The sequence below is a fragment of the Streptomyces sp. KL2 genome, assembly GCF_046529545.1.
Lineage (GTDB): Bacteria > Actinomycetota > Actinomycetes > Streptomycetales > Streptomycetaceae > Streptomyces > Streptomyces radiopugnans.
Genome location: NZ_CP127170.1, coordinates 2,400,459 through 2,414,000 on the forward strand (window position 1 = coordinate 2,400,459; position 13,542 = coordinate 2,414,000).

Annotated in this window: 14 protein-coding genes; 4 read left to right on the forward strand and 10 right to left on the reverse strand. The window is 71.9% G+C overall.

The features are described from left to right. Positions 1-160 precede the first annotated feature (160 nt). A complete protein-coding gene (locus QPK52_RS10815) occupies positions 161-1,036 on the reverse strand; it encodes a menaquinone biosynthetic enzyme MqnA/MqnD family protein (protein WP_410537243.1) in 876 nt (291 codons plus the stop codon). A 241-nt stretch (positions 1,037-1,277) separates the two neighbouring features. On the opposite strand from QPK52_RS10815, the gene QPK52_RS10820 reads away from it, so the two are divergent. Then, positions 1,278-1,481 carry a cold-shock protein gene (locus QPK52_RS10820; protein ID WP_031511278.1) on the forward strand — a complete coding sequence of 68 codons (204 nt, stop codon included), beginning with the start codon at positions 1,278-1,280 and terminating at the stop codon, positions 1,479-1,481. A 290-nt stretch (positions 1,482-1,771) separates the two neighbouring features. Here QPK52_RS10820 and QPK52_RS10825 read toward each other — a convergent pair whose 3' ends face one another. From QPK52_RS10825 to QPK52_RS10850, 6 genes are all read right to left on the reverse strand, one after another. Continuing rightward, positions 1,772-3,088 carry a dicarboxylate/amino acid:cation symporter gene (locus tag QPK52_RS10825; protein WP_410540285.1) on the reverse strand — a complete coding sequence of 439 codons (1,317 nt, stop codon included), beginning with the start codon at positions 3,086-3,088 and terminating at the stop codon, positions 1,772-1,774. 617 nt (positions 3,089-3,705) lie between these two features. Next, a complete protein-coding gene (locus tag QPK52_RS10830; RefSeq protein ID WP_410537244.1) occupies positions 3,706-4,062 on the reverse strand; it encodes a DUF4229 domain-containing protein in 357 nt (118 codons plus the stop codon). Positions 4,063-4,090: 28 nt separating this feature from the next. Continuing rightward, positions 4,091-4,615 carry a GNAT family N-acetyltransferase gene (locus QPK52_RS10835; protein ID WP_410537245.1) on the reverse strand — a complete coding sequence of 175 codons (525 nt, stop codon included), beginning with the start codon at positions 4,613-4,615 and terminating at the stop codon, positions 4,091-4,093. Positions 4,616-4,660: 45 nt separating this feature from the next. Next, positions 4,661-5,824: an aminofutalosine synthase MqnE gene (gene mqnE, locus QPK52_RS10840; protein WP_410537246.1), complete on the reverse strand. Its 1,164-nt coding sequence runs from the start codon at positions 5,822-5,824 to the stop codon at positions 4,661-4,663. 128 nt (positions 5,825-5,952) lie between these two features. Further along, positions 5,953-6,411, reverse strand: a complete 459-nt coding sequence (locus QPK52_RS10845) for an Lrp/AsnC family transcriptional regulator (protein WP_093660428.1) — start codon at positions 6,409-6,411, stop codon at positions 5,953-5,955. A gap of 105 nt (positions 6,412-6,516) precedes the next feature. Then, a complete protein-coding gene (locus QPK52_RS10850; protein ID WP_410537247.1) occupies positions 6,517-7,266 on the reverse strand; it encodes a UbiX family flavin prenyltransferase in 750 nt (249 codons plus the stop codon). A gap of 96 nt (positions 7,267-7,362) precedes the next feature. Between QPK52_RS10850 and QPK52_RS10855 the strand changes: the two genes are divergently transcribed. Both QPK52_RS10855 and QPK52_RS10860 read left to right on the forward strand, forming a co-directional pair. Next, positions 7,363-8,580, forward strand: a complete 1,218-nt coding sequence (locus QPK52_RS10855) for a hypothetical protein (protein ID WP_410537248.1) — start codon at positions 7,363-7,365, stop codon at positions 8,578-8,580. Positions 8,581-8,754: 174 nt separating this feature from the next. Next, entirely contained in the window at positions 8,755-9,375 is a 621-nt protein-coding gene (locus QPK52_RS10860; RefSeq protein ID WP_410537249.1) for a rhomboid family intramembrane serine protease, read from the forward strand. Between the two features lie 47 nt (positions 9,376-9,422). Here QPK52_RS10860 and mqnP read toward each other — a convergent pair whose 3' ends face one another. Next, a complete protein-coding gene (mqnP, locus tag QPK52_RS10865) occupies positions 9,423-10,343 on the reverse strand; it encodes a menaquinone biosynthesis prenyltransferase MqnP (RefSeq protein ID WP_410537250.1) in 921 nt (306 codons plus the stop codon). Beyond that, a complete protein-coding gene (locus tag QPK52_RS10870; protein ID WP_410537251.1) occupies positions 10,340-11,791 on the reverse strand; it encodes a menaquinone biosynthesis decarboxylase in 1,452 nt (483 codons plus the stop codon). The genes mqnP and QPK52_RS10870 overlap by 4 nt, the downstream gene beginning before the upstream one ends. Positions 11,792-11,926: 135 nt before the next feature. Here QPK52_RS10870 and QPK52_RS10875 point away from each other — a divergent pair, with 135 nt between their 5' ends. After that, on the forward strand, positions 11,927-12,361 hold the full coding sequence (locus QPK52_RS10875; protein ID WP_410537252.1) for a PLD nuclease N-terminal domain-containing protein: 435 nt from the start codon (positions 11,927-11,929) through the stop codon (positions 12,359-12,361). Positions 12,362-12,409: 48 nt separating this feature from the next. Here QPK52_RS10875 and ccsB read toward each other — a convergent pair whose 3' ends face one another. Then, a complete protein-coding gene (ccsB, locus tag QPK52_RS10880; RefSeq protein WP_410540287.1) occupies positions 12,410-13,537 on the reverse strand; it encodes a c-type cytochrome biogenesis protein CcsB in 1,128 nt (375 codons plus the stop codon). Positions 13,538-13,542: the final 5 nt, after the last annotated feature.

The window sequence follows — 13,542 nt, forward strand, 5'->3', positions numbered from 1 at the left end:
GGCGGTCGGGGCGGTCGGGCTTGGCGGCCGGCCGGTCGGCGCGCGGCGGCACGGCGTCCGGTCCAGCGTACGCCAGCGCCTGGGCGGCCTTTCGGCAGGTCAGTCCGGCTCGCCCGGCCCGCCCGGCCGCCGCTCCGGACGGCCCCGGAGCGGTACGGCCTCAGCTCAGCAGATCGACGCGCACGTCGGCCGGGAATCCGGTGGTGGGACCGGTCCGGCGGGCGAACTCGGCGATACCGCCCAGCTGTTCGGGGCCCAGCCGGAAATCCAGGGTGGTGAAGTAGCGCTCCAGCAGTTCGGCGTCGAAGGCCTCCCAGCGGGCCGCCTGCTCGGCCACCTTGCCGACCTCCTCCAGGGACAGGTCGCGGGAGGCGAGGAAGGCCCGGTGGACCTCCCGCACGGTCTCCGGCTCGCGCTCCAGGTAGTCGCGGCGGGCGGCGAAGACGGCGAAGACGAACGGCAGGCCCGTCCACTCCTTCCACATCAGCCCCAGGTCGTGGACCCGGAGGCCGAGCCGGGGCGCGTCGTGCAGGGAGGCGCGCAGCGCGGCGTCGCCGATCAGCACCGCGGCCTGGGCCTCCTGCATCATCAGGCCGAGGTCGGGCGGGCAGGTGTAGTAGTCGGGGGCGAGACCGTGGCGTTCGGCGAGCAGCAGCTGGGCCAGCCGCACCGAGGTGCGGGACGTGGAGCCGAGTGCGACGCGCTCGCCGTCCAGGGCGTCCAGCGGCACCTTGGAGACGATCACACAGGACATCACCGGGCCGTCGCAGCCCACCGCGATATCCGGCAGCGCGACCAGCCGGCCGGCGTTGCGGAGGAATTCCACGAGGGTGATCGGGCCGATATCGAGATCCCCGTTCACCAGCTGTTCACTCAGCTTCTCGGGGGTGTCCTTGGTGAGCTCCAGGTCCAGCAGGGTGCCGGTGCGGGCGAGGCCCCAGTAGAGGGGCAGACAGTTGAGGAACTGGATGTGCCCGACGCGGGGCCGCCTCCGCGGGGGCTCGGCGACGGGCCGGTCAGCGTCATTGGTGTCCACCTTGCGAGGCTATCCCCGCAGGTGCGGCCCACCCCCTCGGGGGTGCTCACCCGGACGGACGCGCCGGAACATGATCACCCTTCCCCTCCGGTGGGCACCGTGCTACGCTCACAGCAAGTTGCAGTTTGGTTTCCCTTGCAGTACAGAGCCTGCGGAGCATGTGACCGCGGGCTCTCGTCGTTTTCAGAGTTCTTAATCGGCTTCTGGAGCAGGGCAACCCTTATAGGCCCAAGGAGGGCTTATGGCTACCGGAACCGTCAAGTGGTTCAACGCCGAAAAGGGCTTTGGCTTCATCGCCCAGGACGGCGGCGGTCCCGATGTGTTCGTTCACTACTCCGCGATCAACGCGAGCGGTTTCCGTTCCCTGGAGGAGAACCAGGCGGTCACCTTCGACGTGACGCAGGGCCCGAAGGGCCCGCAGGCGGAGAACGTCACCGCGGCCTGAGTTGCCCGGCTCGGCCAGACCTCCTGGCCGTGACGGCGTACGGCCGCCCGTGAGGGCGGTACGGCGTCGGCAGACGACCGGATAAGCAGTACCCAAGGAGCCCCCGCCACGGCGGGGGCTCCTGCCTTTCCCGGCCCGGGCCGGGAGGGCCGCCGGCGGGTACGCCGGCGAGCGGTCCTCCGAGGGGCGGGAGCGGGCCGTTCACACCTCCACGCCGGGACGGCCACGGGCCCCTGTCGGCTCCCGGGTGCGGGAGCCGACAGGGGCCCGTGGGCGTTGCGAGCCGCCGGTCAGGCGGTGGCGGGGGCCGGCTCGCCGCCCCGGCGGCCTCCCGTGCCTCCCGTGCCTCCGGCGGAGGCCGCGCCTGAACCGGCGCCGGCATCGGCGTCGGCGTCGGCGATGTCGAAGCTCCGGGCGCTGCGGAAGGCGTCCAGGTCGAGAATCCTCTCGCGGGCCGCGACGACGACCGGGACCACCGCCTGGCCGGCGACGTTGGTGGCCGTCCGGATCATGTCCAGGACCGGGTCGATCGCCAGCAGCAGACCCACGCCCTCCAGCGGCAGACCGAGGGTGGAGAGGGTCAGCGTGGTCATCACGATGGCGCCGGTGAGGCCGGCGGTGGCGGCCGAGCCGATGACCGAGACGAAGGCGATCAGCACGTAGTCGCCGACGCCGAGGGAGACGCCGAAGATCTCCGCGACGAAGATCGCGGCGAGCGCCGGGTAGACCGCGGCGCAGCCGTCCATCTTGGTGGTGGCCCCGAACGGCGCGGCGAAGGACGCGTACTCCCTGGGCACCCCGAGCCGTTCGATGGCCTTCTGGGTCACCGGCATGGTGCCGACCGAGGAGCGGGAGACGAAGCCGAGCTGGATGGCGGGCCAGGCGCCGCGGAAGAACTGCAGCGGGCTGACCCGGGCGGCCAGCGCCAGCAGCAGCGGGTAGACGCCGAACAGCACCAGCAGGGAGCCGATGTAGACGTCGGCGGTGAAGGTGGCGTACTGGCCGATCAGGTCCCAGCCGTACTGGTCGATGGCGCGGCCGATCAGGCCGAGGGTGCCCAGCGGGGCCAGCCGGATCACCCACCACAGGGCCTTCTGCAGCAGGGCGAGGGCCGCCTCGGAGAAGGAGAGCAGCGGTGCGGCCCGCTCACCGATCCGCAGGGCGGCTATGCCGACGACGGCGGCCATGAAGACGATCTGCAGGACGTTCAGCTCGGTGAACGGCGTGACCACGTCGGTGGGGATGATCCCGGTGAGGAAGTCCAGCCAGGAGCCGGCCTGTTCGGGCCGGGCGCCGTCGTTCGGGGACAGCCCGGTGCCGGCGCCCGGGTTCGTGAGCAGACCGATGGTCAGGCCGATCCCGACGGCGATCAGCGAGGTGACCATGAACCACAGCAGGGTTCGGCCTGCCAGCCGGGCGGCGCCCGAGACGTTCCGCAGGTTGGTGATCGAGACGGTGATGGCGAAGAAGACCAGCGGGCCGACGGCCAGCTTCAGCAACTGGACGAAGGTGCCGCCGATCCTGTCGAGGGCGGTGCTGAGCCAGGCGACGTCGCCGCTGCGGGCGACCCAGCCCAGCAGGGCTCCCAGGACCAGGCCGAGGAGTATCTGGGCCCAGAAGGGGACCCTGGAAAGGCCGGTGCGGCGCTTCGGCCCGGTGGAAGCGGCGGGCGCGGTGGAAGCGGTGGAAGCGGTGGACGCGGCGGTCTCGCCGGACTCGCCGGGCGCGCTGGATGGCGTGTTGGAAGACACGGACACACTCCGGTGGGACATGTGACGGGGACTGGATTCTCTGGGTTCTCTGGGTTCTGCGCGTTCTGTGCGTGCGTCGGGACGACGGTGCCGGAGAACCCGGAAAGAGGGAAGGGCGCACCGGAGGGGCCCGGCCGCCGTGGTCGCGCGGGACTCAGCCGATGCGACAGGCCGCGGACAGGCAGCGGCAGAGGTCGACGTGCAGCCGGGCCACGAGCATCGTGCTCCTGGCCTGGGAGGTGGTGCGGGCTGCGGTCGTCATGGTCCTCACGCTAACACCGGGCTCCGGGTCTTCCCGGGGGCCGCCTGGGCGGAACGGTTTCCGCCGACGCACAACGCCCCGCCGGGCAAAGGCATTCCCGGCGGGGCGTCGTGAGGGGGTGTGACGATGGTTACGCGGCGCGAGGGGGACCGGGGCCGGGCCGCGCTTCCGGCCCGGCCGTCCTGCCCGGCCTCCGGCCCGGTCCTCCCGCCTAGTCCTCCTGGCTCTGGTTGGCGGCCAGCTTCCGCTTGGCCCGGTCCACGCGCTCGGCGATCTGCACGGACATCTCGTCGCGCTGCCTGCGCAGCAGCACCAGGCTGAGCGGCGCGGAGACGACCATGGCGAGCATCAGCAGCCACAGCGGGTTGGCCTTGCCGATGGCCTCGGGCAGTACGCCGACGTAGGCGAGCACCGCGACGACCACGAAGCAGGCGAGGAAGACGCCCAGCCGCATGGCCGTGTAGCGGAGCGTCGCGTGCGGCGTGCGGCCCGGCACGGCGCCGGACGCGGTGTCCGGCCCGGCGTCCGGCCCGGTGTTCTTGTTGCCGGTCTCCGAAGTGCTGGTCACGGTGGTGGATCCTTTCGGCGTGGCCGGGTCAGCTGAGCCGGAGCCACATGGTGATGTCGTCCCGGAGGTCGTCGTCCGCGACGCGGATGGCGTCGGGTACGCGTCCGACCTCCTTGTAGCCGCACGAGCCGTAGAAGTGCTCCAGCCCGAGCCCGCCGCGGCAGGTGAGCCGGATGCCCCGGACGCCGTCCATGCCCCGGGCGGCCTCCTCCACGGCGGCCATCAGGGCCCGGCCCTCGCCCCGGCCCTGGCGGTCGGGGCGCAGCATCACGGTGTACAGCCACACCCAGTGTCGCATCAGCCGGTGTGTGTTCGGCGTGAGGAAGGCAGTGCCCGCGACCCGCTCCTCCTCGTCGTACGCCACCAGCAGCCGCGCCCGCCCCTCGGCCATCGCGGTCAGGTGCCGGGTCAGTTCGGGCCGTACGTCCGCGTCGGTCACCGGCGGTACGAAGCCGACGGCTCCGCCCGCGTTGGTCACCTGCGCCCACAGGTCACAGATCCCGTCGATCAGCCGCCGGTCGACGGGAGGGTCGAGTACGTACCGCAGCGTCATCGAGCCGTCCTCACCGGTGTGTTCCGCATCACGTCCGCCGCCGGGTCACAGCCGCATCGGCTGCGGCGACTCGCGCCGCGCCGGGTCCGGGCCGTCGTACTCGCGGACGATCTCGTAGCGGGTGTTGCGCTCGATGGGGCGGAAGCCGGCGTCGCGGATCAGCTCCAGCAGGTCCTCGCGGGTGAGCTTGTCGGGGGTGCCGTAGTTGTCCGCGTCATGGGTGATCTTGTACTCGACCACCGATCCGTCCATGTCGTCCGCGCCGTGCTGGAGGGCGAGCTGGGCGGTCTGCACGCCGTGCATCACCCAGAACACCTTCACGTGCGGCACGTTGTCGAACAGCAGCCGCGAGACCGCGAACGTCTTGAGCGCCTCCGCGCCGGTGGCCATGGTGGTGCGGGACTGGATCCGGTTGCGGACCTTGCCGTCCTTCATGTCCACGAAGTCGTGCTGGTAGCGCAGCGGGATGAATACCTGGAAGCCGCCGGTCTCGTCCTGCAGCTCGCGCAGCCGCAGCACGTGGTCGACGCGGTGGCGGGGCTCCTCGATGTGCCCGTACAGCATGGTGCAGGGCGTCTTGAGGCCCTTGGAGTGGGCGAGGCGGTGGATGCGCGACCAGTCCTCCCAGTGGGTGCGGTGGTCGACGATGTGCTGCCGCACCTCCCAGTCGAAGATCTCCGCGCCGCCGCCGGTGAGCGACTCCAGACCGGCGTCGATCAGCTCGTCGAGGATCTCCGACGCCGGCAGGCCGGAGATCGTCTCGAAGTGGTGGATCTCGGTGGCGGTGAACGCCTTCAGGGAGACGTCCGGCAGCGCCTTCTTCAGCTCCCGCAGCGAGCGCGGGTAGTAGCGCCAGGGCAGGGTGGGGTGGAGGCCGTTGACGATGTGCAGCTCGGTGAGGTTGTCGCCCTCCATCTCCTTGGCCAGCCGCACGGCCTCCTCGATGCGCATGGTGTACGCGTCCTTCTCCCCCGGCTTGCGCTGGAAGGAGCAGTAGGCGCACGAGGCCGTGCACACGTTGGTCATGTTCAGGTGGCGGTTGACGTTGAAGTAGACGACATCGCCGTTGAGCCTCGTGCGCACCTCGTGGGCGAGGCCGCCCAGCCAGGCCAGGTCGTCGGACTCGTACAGGGCGATGCCGTCCTCACGGCTGAGCCGCTCGCCGGCGCGGACCTTCTCCTCCAGCTCGCGCTTGAGCCCAGCGTCCATGCGTCGCCGCCTCCTTGTTCCTGTGTGGGGTCGCGGGTCCTGCGGGCCGTCCTCTGCGGGCGACCCGTCGAGCCTACGCCTGCTCCGCCGCGCGCCCGGGCGGTACCCCGGGCGCACGGCGGAGGCGCTCACTCCTCCTCGGCGGGCAGTACGCCGACCCGGTTCTCCCACTTGGTGGAGAGCACGATGGTGGTGCGGGTCCGCGAGACGCCCTTGGTGCCCGAGAGCCTGCGGATCGTCCGCTCCAGGCCGTCCACGTCGGTGGCGCGGACCTTCAGCATGAAGGAGTCGTCCCCGGCGATGAACCAGCAGTCCTCGATCTCCGCCAGCTCCCTCAGCCGCTCCACCACGTCCTCGTGGTCCACCGAGTCCGAGAGCTGGATGCCGATCAGGGCGGTGACGCCCAGGCCCAGGGAGGGGGCGTCCACGGTCGCGCGGTAGCCGGTGATGACGCCGGCCGCCTCCAGCCGGTTGATGCGGTCGGTCACGCTGGGGCCGGAGAGGCCGACGAGCCGGCCCAGCTCCGCGTACGAGGCCCTGCCGTTCTCGCGCAGCGCCTGGATGAGCTGTCTGTCCACCGCGTCCATGCGTCCTGGTGCCTTCCGTCGTTCGGGCCGTCGTCCGGGCTGTCCGGCTGTCGGATACCGCAAGAGCTTTCCGTAATCGAATCTAAGGCATCCGGGCCCGCCGCCCTACGACTGCCTCTGTGCGCCCCCCAGCTCGCCTTCCCATCGGCGGTAGAGAGCGTGCGGAACGCCCAGTGCGTCCAGCGCACGGCCGGCGACGAAGTCGACCAGTTCCTGGATGTGGGCCGCCCCCGCGTAGAACGCGGGCGAGGCCGGCAGCACCACGGCCCCGGCCTCGTCCAGGGTGACCAGATGCCTGAGCGTCTGGCCGTTCAGCGGTGTCTCGCGCACGGCGACGACCAGCGGGCGGCGCTCCTTGAGCGTGACGCTCGCCGTGCGCTGGAGCAGGTCCTTGGACAGTCCCAGGGCGATGCCCGCCACGGACGCGGTGGAGGCCGGTACGACGATCATGCCCCTGGCCGGGTACGAGCCGGACGACGGCCCCGCGGCCAGGTCTCCGGCGGGCCAGTACCGTACGGTCCCGCCGCCCGTGTCCGTACCCGTCCCCGTGCCCGTCTCCGTGCGGGTGCCCGCCTCCTCGCCCGTCCCCGGGCCGGGTTCGGGGATCGCCACGTCGTACGCGTCCGGGGTGCCGTCCGCTCCCCGGGCCAGCCAGCGCCGCAGGTCCTCGCGCCAGTGGGCGTCGCGGAAGGGGTGGCCGGTCTCGTCCAGCAGGGTCAGCCGGGAGGCCCGGCTGACCACCAGGTCCACGTCCTCGCCCGCCGCGAGCAGCGCGCGGATCACCGACGCGGCGTACGGCGTTCCGGACGCCCCGGACACACCGACGATCCACGGCCGTCGCACACTGTCACTCACGGCACCGAGCCTAACGGCCGCCGCACCGCCCTCCCGCGCCGGCCGGGGCACCCTGGACCCTGGCCGTCTCCGCCCCCGAAGTAGTTGGATCGCCGCATGTCCCGTATGCCCCGCACGCCCACCGAGCACATCGAGCACGTCGAGCACTCCAGGCACGTCCCGGACACCGGCAGCACCCCGCGCACCCGGCGCGCAGGACGCACCCGGCGCACGGGGTGCGCCGGGCGCACCGGGCGCGCGGGCCTGGCGGCGGCCGGCTGCGCCCTCCTGATCGCCGCCTCCACCGCCTGCGGGGGCCCCGGGAGGGCCGACGCCGAGACCAGGGTCCGCCAGTCCGCCGAGAGGCTCGGCGAGTGGGAGACGGTGTCGGTCACCGTGCGCGTCGATGCCCCGGCCGACGAGATACACGCCTTCCTGCGGCGCAACCACGAGCGGGGCATAGGCCCGGCGGTCTCCCGGACCGACGCGCTGCTGCTGTCCCGGATGGAGACGGCGCTCGTGTTCGGCGCGGACAGGCCGCTGAAGGACCTCGGCGAGAAGGACCGGCTCGACACGGCCGCGGCCGTGAACTTCGGCAACCGCGACGTGGCCGCCTACAAGTCGGTGGGCGCCGACTTCTACGTACGCGCCGACTGGACGCGGCTGGCGCACGAGACGAACCGGAGCCGCGACACGGTGGTGCAGGCGGCCGAGCTGGCCCGCTCGGCGGACGAGCTGCCGCCCTCCCTCGCCGCGGCCCGGGACATGTTCGAGGGCCGGTGGGTGCAGATCGATCCCGAGGAGTTCGACCACTTCGCGCGGGCGGTGGGCGGCAAGTACGGCGAGCGCGCCCAGCGGCTGGCCAACAGCGTGGACATCCTGCAGAGCGCGCGGGCCCAGCACCATGTGATCGGCGCGGTGCGCCGGGCCCTGGACGACCACGCCGTCCTGCGGGACGCCGGGCGGGCGGACGGCACCGAGCGGGTCAGGGTGACCCTCCCGGCCCGGGAGGCCGCCGACGGCCTCGCGCGGACGCTGGCCCCGCTGGAGGACCGCTTCGACGGGATCGGGTTCTCCTGGCTGGAGCGGGCGCCGGAGCGGCGGGTCACGGCGGAGCTGACGCTGCGCGACGGCGTCCTGTCGGGAATGACGGTGGACCTGGCGCAGTTCACCGGGGAGACGGGTGCCGGGGAACCGGTGGAGATCCCCCTCGCCATGTCCTTCGCGCCCGGTTCGGCGGTCCCGGTGAAGGCGCCGGAGGGCGCCAGGTGGCTGGCCCCCCAGGACGTGATGGCCGCGGTGCTCTACAAGGAGCTGGGCTCGCCGCGGCCGTGAAGGCTCCGGCCCCCGGGACCCCCGCCCGGAACTCCCGACACGTTCGGTGACGTTCTCAGGATGTACGCGGCGGCGGAACGGGCAGACCGAAGACGGCGCCGTCCGCGGTCGCGGCCGGCGGCCGCGGTGGCAGCGACGGCGACTGCGACTGCGGTATCGAACGGAAGGGACCGGATGGTGTACGGATCTGCGGCCGGGGCGGCCCGCTCCTCACGCGCCTCCAGGGCCGTGTCGGCGGGTGTGCTGATGGTTTCCTGGGTGGCCCTGCTGTGGGTGCTGGAGGCCGTCGACGTGGCCACCGGCAACTCCCTGGACTCCTACGGCATCTCGCCGCGCGAGACGGAGGAGCTGGCCGACGTGGTGCCGGCGGCGTTCCTGCACTTCGGCTGGGACCACGTGGCGGCCAACAGCCTGCCGCTGCTGGTGCTGGGCTTCCTGGCGGCCGTCCGCGGGATAGGCCGCTTCCTGGCCGTCTGCCTGACGATCATCGTCGTCAGCGGCCTCGGCGTCTGGCTCACCGCGCCGGAGAACTCCCTGACGGCGGGAGCCTCGGGCGTGGTCTTCGGCCTCTTCGGCTATCTGCTGGTGCGCGGCTTCGTCGACCGGGACGCACTCGACATCACCGTGGGCATCACGGTCGTACTGCTCTACGGCTCGATCCTGTGGGGCGTGCTGCCCACCGCCCAGGGCGTCTCCTGGCAGGGCCATCTGTTCGGGCTGATCGGCGGGGTGCTGGCGGCGTTCTGGTTCCGCCGCTCGGCACCGGCCGCGCGGGTCCGGCGGCAGATACCCTGACCCGCTCGCCCGGCCGGACGCGCCGCCGGCCGGGCCGCCGCCGCGCCTCACACCGTCAGGCCGCGCAGCACCAGGTCGAGCAGGACGCAGCCGAACAGCGCCATCCCGATGAAGCCGTTGACGGTGAAGAACGCCCGGTTCAGCCGGGACAGGTCGCCGGGCCGCACGATGGAGTGCTCGTAGAGGAACGCCGCCACCACGACCGCCAGCCCGGCCCAGTACGGCGCACCGGCCCCGGTCAGCACTCCGTACCAGGCCAGCAGCGCCACGGTGACGGCGTGGGAGCCGCGGGCCCCGTACAGCGCGGCGGCTATGCCGAATCGGGCGGGGACGGACCGCACTCCGTGGGCCCGGTCGGCGGCCACGTCCTGGCAGCCGAAGATCAGGTCGAAGCCGCCGATCCACACGCCCACCGCGAGGCCCAGGACCACCGCATCCCACGACCAGGCGCCGGTGACCGCGATCCAGGCGCCCACGGGCCCCATGGCCTGCGCGAGCCCGAGTATGGCGTGCGGGAAGTCGGTGAACCGCTTCCCGTACGGGTAGACCACCATCGGCACCACGGCGACGGGCGCGAGCGCCAGGCACAGCGGGTTCAGCAGGGCGGCGGCCCCCAGGAAGGCGGCCAGCGCGGCCAGCGCCCCGGCCCAGGCGGTGCGCACCGAAAGCGCCCCGGTGACCAGCTCGCGCCCCGCGGTGCGCGGGTTGCGGGCGTCGATCTCCCGGTCGATGATCCGGTTGGCGGCCATCGCGAAGGTCCGCAGCCCCACCATCGCGACGGTGACGAGGAACAGCTCCCACCAGTGGACGGTGCCGTCGTCCAGGAACATCGCGGTGAGCGAGGCGATGTAGGCGAAGGGCAGCGCGAAGACCGAGTGCTCGATCATCACCAGCCGCAGGAACGCCCTGACCCTGCCGGCGGGCCGGGCGGGCTGCGGCCCGGCGACGCCCTCGGTGAGGGAGCTCACAGCCCGTACTCCCGCCAGCGGCGGCTGACCTTCTCGGCCGTGTCGGGGTCGGACAGGACCATGTCCGGCCATCCCCCGTCGCGCGTGTAGCCCTCCTCGGGCCACTTGGCGGTGGCGTCGATGCCCGCCTTGCCGCCCCAGAACTGCTGGTAGGAGGCGTGGTCCAGGTGGTCCACCGGCCCCTCGGTGAGGAGGAGGTCGCGGGCGTAGTCGGTGTTGCCCAGGGCGCGCCAGGCGACCTCGTGCAGATCGTGGACGTCGCAGTCGGAGTCCACCACGACGATCAGCTTGGTCAGCGACATCATGTGCGCGCCCCAGATGGCGGACATCACCTTCTGCGCGTGCTTGGGGTACTTCTTGTCGATCGAGATGATCGCGCAGTTGTGGAAGCCGCCCGCCTCGGGGAGGTGGTAGTCCACGATGTCCGGGACGATGATCTTCAGCAGCGGCAGGAAGAAGCGTTCCGTCGCCCGGCCCAGCGGCCCGTCCTCCGTCGGCGGGCGGCCCACGACGATGGACTGGAAGACCGGGCGTCTGCGCATCGTCACGCAGTCGATGGTCAGCGCGGGGAAGTCCTCCTGCGGCGTGTAGAAGCCGGTGTGGTCGCCGAAGGGCCCCTCCGGGAGCATCCTGCCCGGCTCCAGCCAGCCCTCCAGCACCACCTCGGCGCGGGCGGGGACCTGGAGCGGCACGGTCTTGCAGTCCACCATCTCCACCCGCTTGCCCTGGAGGAAGCCGGCGAACAGGTACTCGTCGATGTCGCCCGGAAGCGGCGCGGTGGAGGCGTAGGTGACGGCGGGCGGGCAGCCGAAGGCGATGGCGACCGGCAGCCGCTCGCCGCGGCGCGCGGCGACCTGGTAGTGGTTGCGGCTGTCCTTGTGGATCTGCCAGTGCATCCCGATGGTGCGCCTGTCGTGCCGCTGGAGCCGGTACAGGCCGAGGTTGCGGATGCCGCTGTCGGGGTCCTTGGTGTGGGTCAGGCCCAGGTTGAAGAAGGAGCCGCCGTCCTTCGGCCAGGTGAACAGCGCGGGCAGCTTCTCCAGGTCGACGTCGTCGCCGGTGAGGACCACCTCCTGGACGGGCGCGTCCCTGACCTTCCTCGGCGGTACGTGCGTCATAGCGCCCAGCTTGCCGAACGCCTCGCGCACCCCGACGAAGCCGTGCGGCAGTTCGGGCCGCAGCAGTCCGCCGATCTTCTCGCTGATGTCGTCGTAGGACGACAGGCCCAGCGACTTGAGCATGCGGCGGTCGGTGCCGAAGACGTTCATCGCCAGCGGCATGCCGGAGCCCTTGACGTTCTCGAACAGGAGCGCCGGGCCGCCGGACTTCTGGACCCGGTCGACGATCTCCCCGACCTCCAGGTGGGGATCGACCTCGGTCTTGATCCGTACGAGGTCGCCGTCGCGCTCCAGGGCCCGCAGCAGCGAGCGGAGATCGTCGTATGCCATACGGGCAAGTATCCGACACCGATTACCCTGGGCGTGTCACGGGGCCTCCTCCGACTCCGGCCCGGCACCCCGGACCACGGGCCCGCGCAGGGTCCGGCACCTGCCGCACTACACGCTTCCAGGGGGCGTTGCCCAATGCTCAGGCTTCTTCCGACCGTTCTGATCCTGGCGGTGTGGATCTACGCCTTCATCGACTGCCTGAACACCCCCGAGAACGAGGTCCGCAAGCTGCCGAAGCTGGCGTGGGTCTTCATCATCGTCCTCTTCGGCTCGGTGCTGTTCGGGCCCATCGCCTGGTTCCTGGCCGGGCGGCCGCGCAGGAACGCGCCCTACGGCGCCACCCGTCCCGACGAGCGCCGCTGGGTCGCGCCGGACGACAACCCCGACTTCCTGAAGTCGATCAACGAGCGCGGGCGGCAGCGGCCCGAGGCGCCGGAACCGAAGCAGGAGCAGGAGCCCGGCGAGGAGCACGGCCGGAAGGACGACCGGAAGGACGACCGGAAGAAGGCCAGGGAGGCCGACAAGGAGAACGGCGGGCCGGAGGACACCACTCCGCCCGCCGCCTCCTGAGAGGTCCGCTCCCGCGTCGCACCACGGCGTCACACCACGGCGGGACGGTCACACCCCGCCGTAGGAGTGCAGGCCGTCGAAGAAGATGTTGACGCCGTAGTAGTTGAACAGGAAGCACAGGAAGGCGATCAGCGCCAGGTACGCCGCCCTGCGCCCCTTCCAGCCCGCCGTGGCACGGGCGTGCAGGTACGCCGCGTAGCCGACCCAGGTGATGAACGACCAGGTCTCCTTGGGGTCCCAGCCCCAGTAGCGGCCCCAGGCGTTCTCGGCCCAGATGGCGCCCGCGATGATGGTGAAGGTCCAGAACGGGAAGACGGCGGCGTTGATGCGGTAGGCGAAGCCGTCCAGCGACGCGGAGCTGGGCAGCCGCTCCAGCACGGAGGTGGCGATGGCGCCCGGCCTGCCGCCGGCCTCCAGCTTGGCCTCGTAGCGGTCCCGGAACAGGTACAGCAGCGTGGAGACCGCGCCGAGGTAGAACAGCGCGCCGCACACGATGGCCAGCGAGACGTGGATCCACATCCAGTACGAGTCGAGCGCCGGGACGAGCTGGTCGCTCTCGGTGTAGAAGACCACGATGGCCAGGCCCAGGTCGAGCAGCACGGTGGTGACCAGCGGCAGCCCGATCCAGCGGATGTTCTTCTTCGCCACCAGGAAGGCCAGGTAGGCGCCGACGGCGACCATCGAGAAGGCCGTCGAGAACTCGTACATGTTGCCCCAGGGGGCGCGCTGCACCGACAGGGCGCGGGTGAGCACCGCGCCGAAGTGCAGCAGGAAGGCCAGCACGGTGAGCGAGACGGCGATCCGGCCGTACAGGTCGCCCTGCTCGTCGCCGCCGGCCGCGCCCGGACCGTCCGGCACGCCGGCCCGGCGGCCCGGGGCGGAGCGGGTGACGACCCTGGGGCGCTCCAGCACCTCCGTGCCGCCGGAGGTGCGCACGGTGACGGAGACCTTGCCGGCCTCCTTCCCTCCGGCGCTCGCGGGGTCCCCGGTCCTGCCGGCGCCCTGGGCGCCCGGGGTGGTCAGCGCGGCGGCCGTGCGGGCCACCTTGCTGCGGCTGCCGAACACCCACTCCACGATGTGCGCGACGAAGGCCAGGGCGTACACGGCCATCGCCGACTTGATCAGCAGGTTGCTGAACTCGGCGAGGCTCTCGTTCGCTGCGACGGCGATGTCCACTGGGT

What these genes read in the sequence shown, in the direction of transcription:
- QPK52_RS10820 (WP_031511278.1), top strand. Translation starts at nt 1,278, where the DNA reads ATGGCTACCGGAACCGTCAAGTGGTTCAACGCCGAAAAGGGCTTTGGC.
- QPK52_RS10835 (WP_410537245.1), bottom strand. Translation starts at nt 4,615, where the DNA reads ATGACGCTGCGGTACGTACTCGACCCTCCCGTCGACCGGCGGCTGATC.
- mqnE (WP_410537246.1), bottom strand. Translation starts at nt 5,824, where the DNA reads ATGGACGCTGGGCTCAAGCGCGAGCTGGAGGAGAAGGTCCGCGCCGGC.
- QPK52_RS10845 (WP_093660428.1), bottom strand. Translation starts at nt 6,411, where the DNA reads ATGGACGCGGTGGACAGACAGCTCATCCAGGCGCTGCGCGAGAACGGC.
- QPK52_RS10855 (WP_410537248.1), top strand. Translation starts at nt 7,363, where the DNA reads ATGTCCCGTATGCCCCGCACGCCCACCGAGCACATCGAGCACGTCGAG.
- QPK52_RS10860 (WP_410537249.1), top strand. Translation starts at nt 8,755, where the DNA reads ATGGTGTACGGATCTGCGGCCGGGGCGGCCCGCTCCTCACGCGCCTCC.
- QPK52_RS10870 (WP_410537251.1), bottom strand. Translation starts at nt 11,791, where the DNA reads ATGGCATACGACGATCTCCGCTCGCTGCTGCGGGCCCTGGAGCGCGAC.
- QPK52_RS10875 (WP_410537252.1), top strand. Translation starts at nt 11,927, where the DNA reads ATGCTCAGGCTTCTTCCGACCGTTCTGATCCTGGCGGTGTGGATCTAC.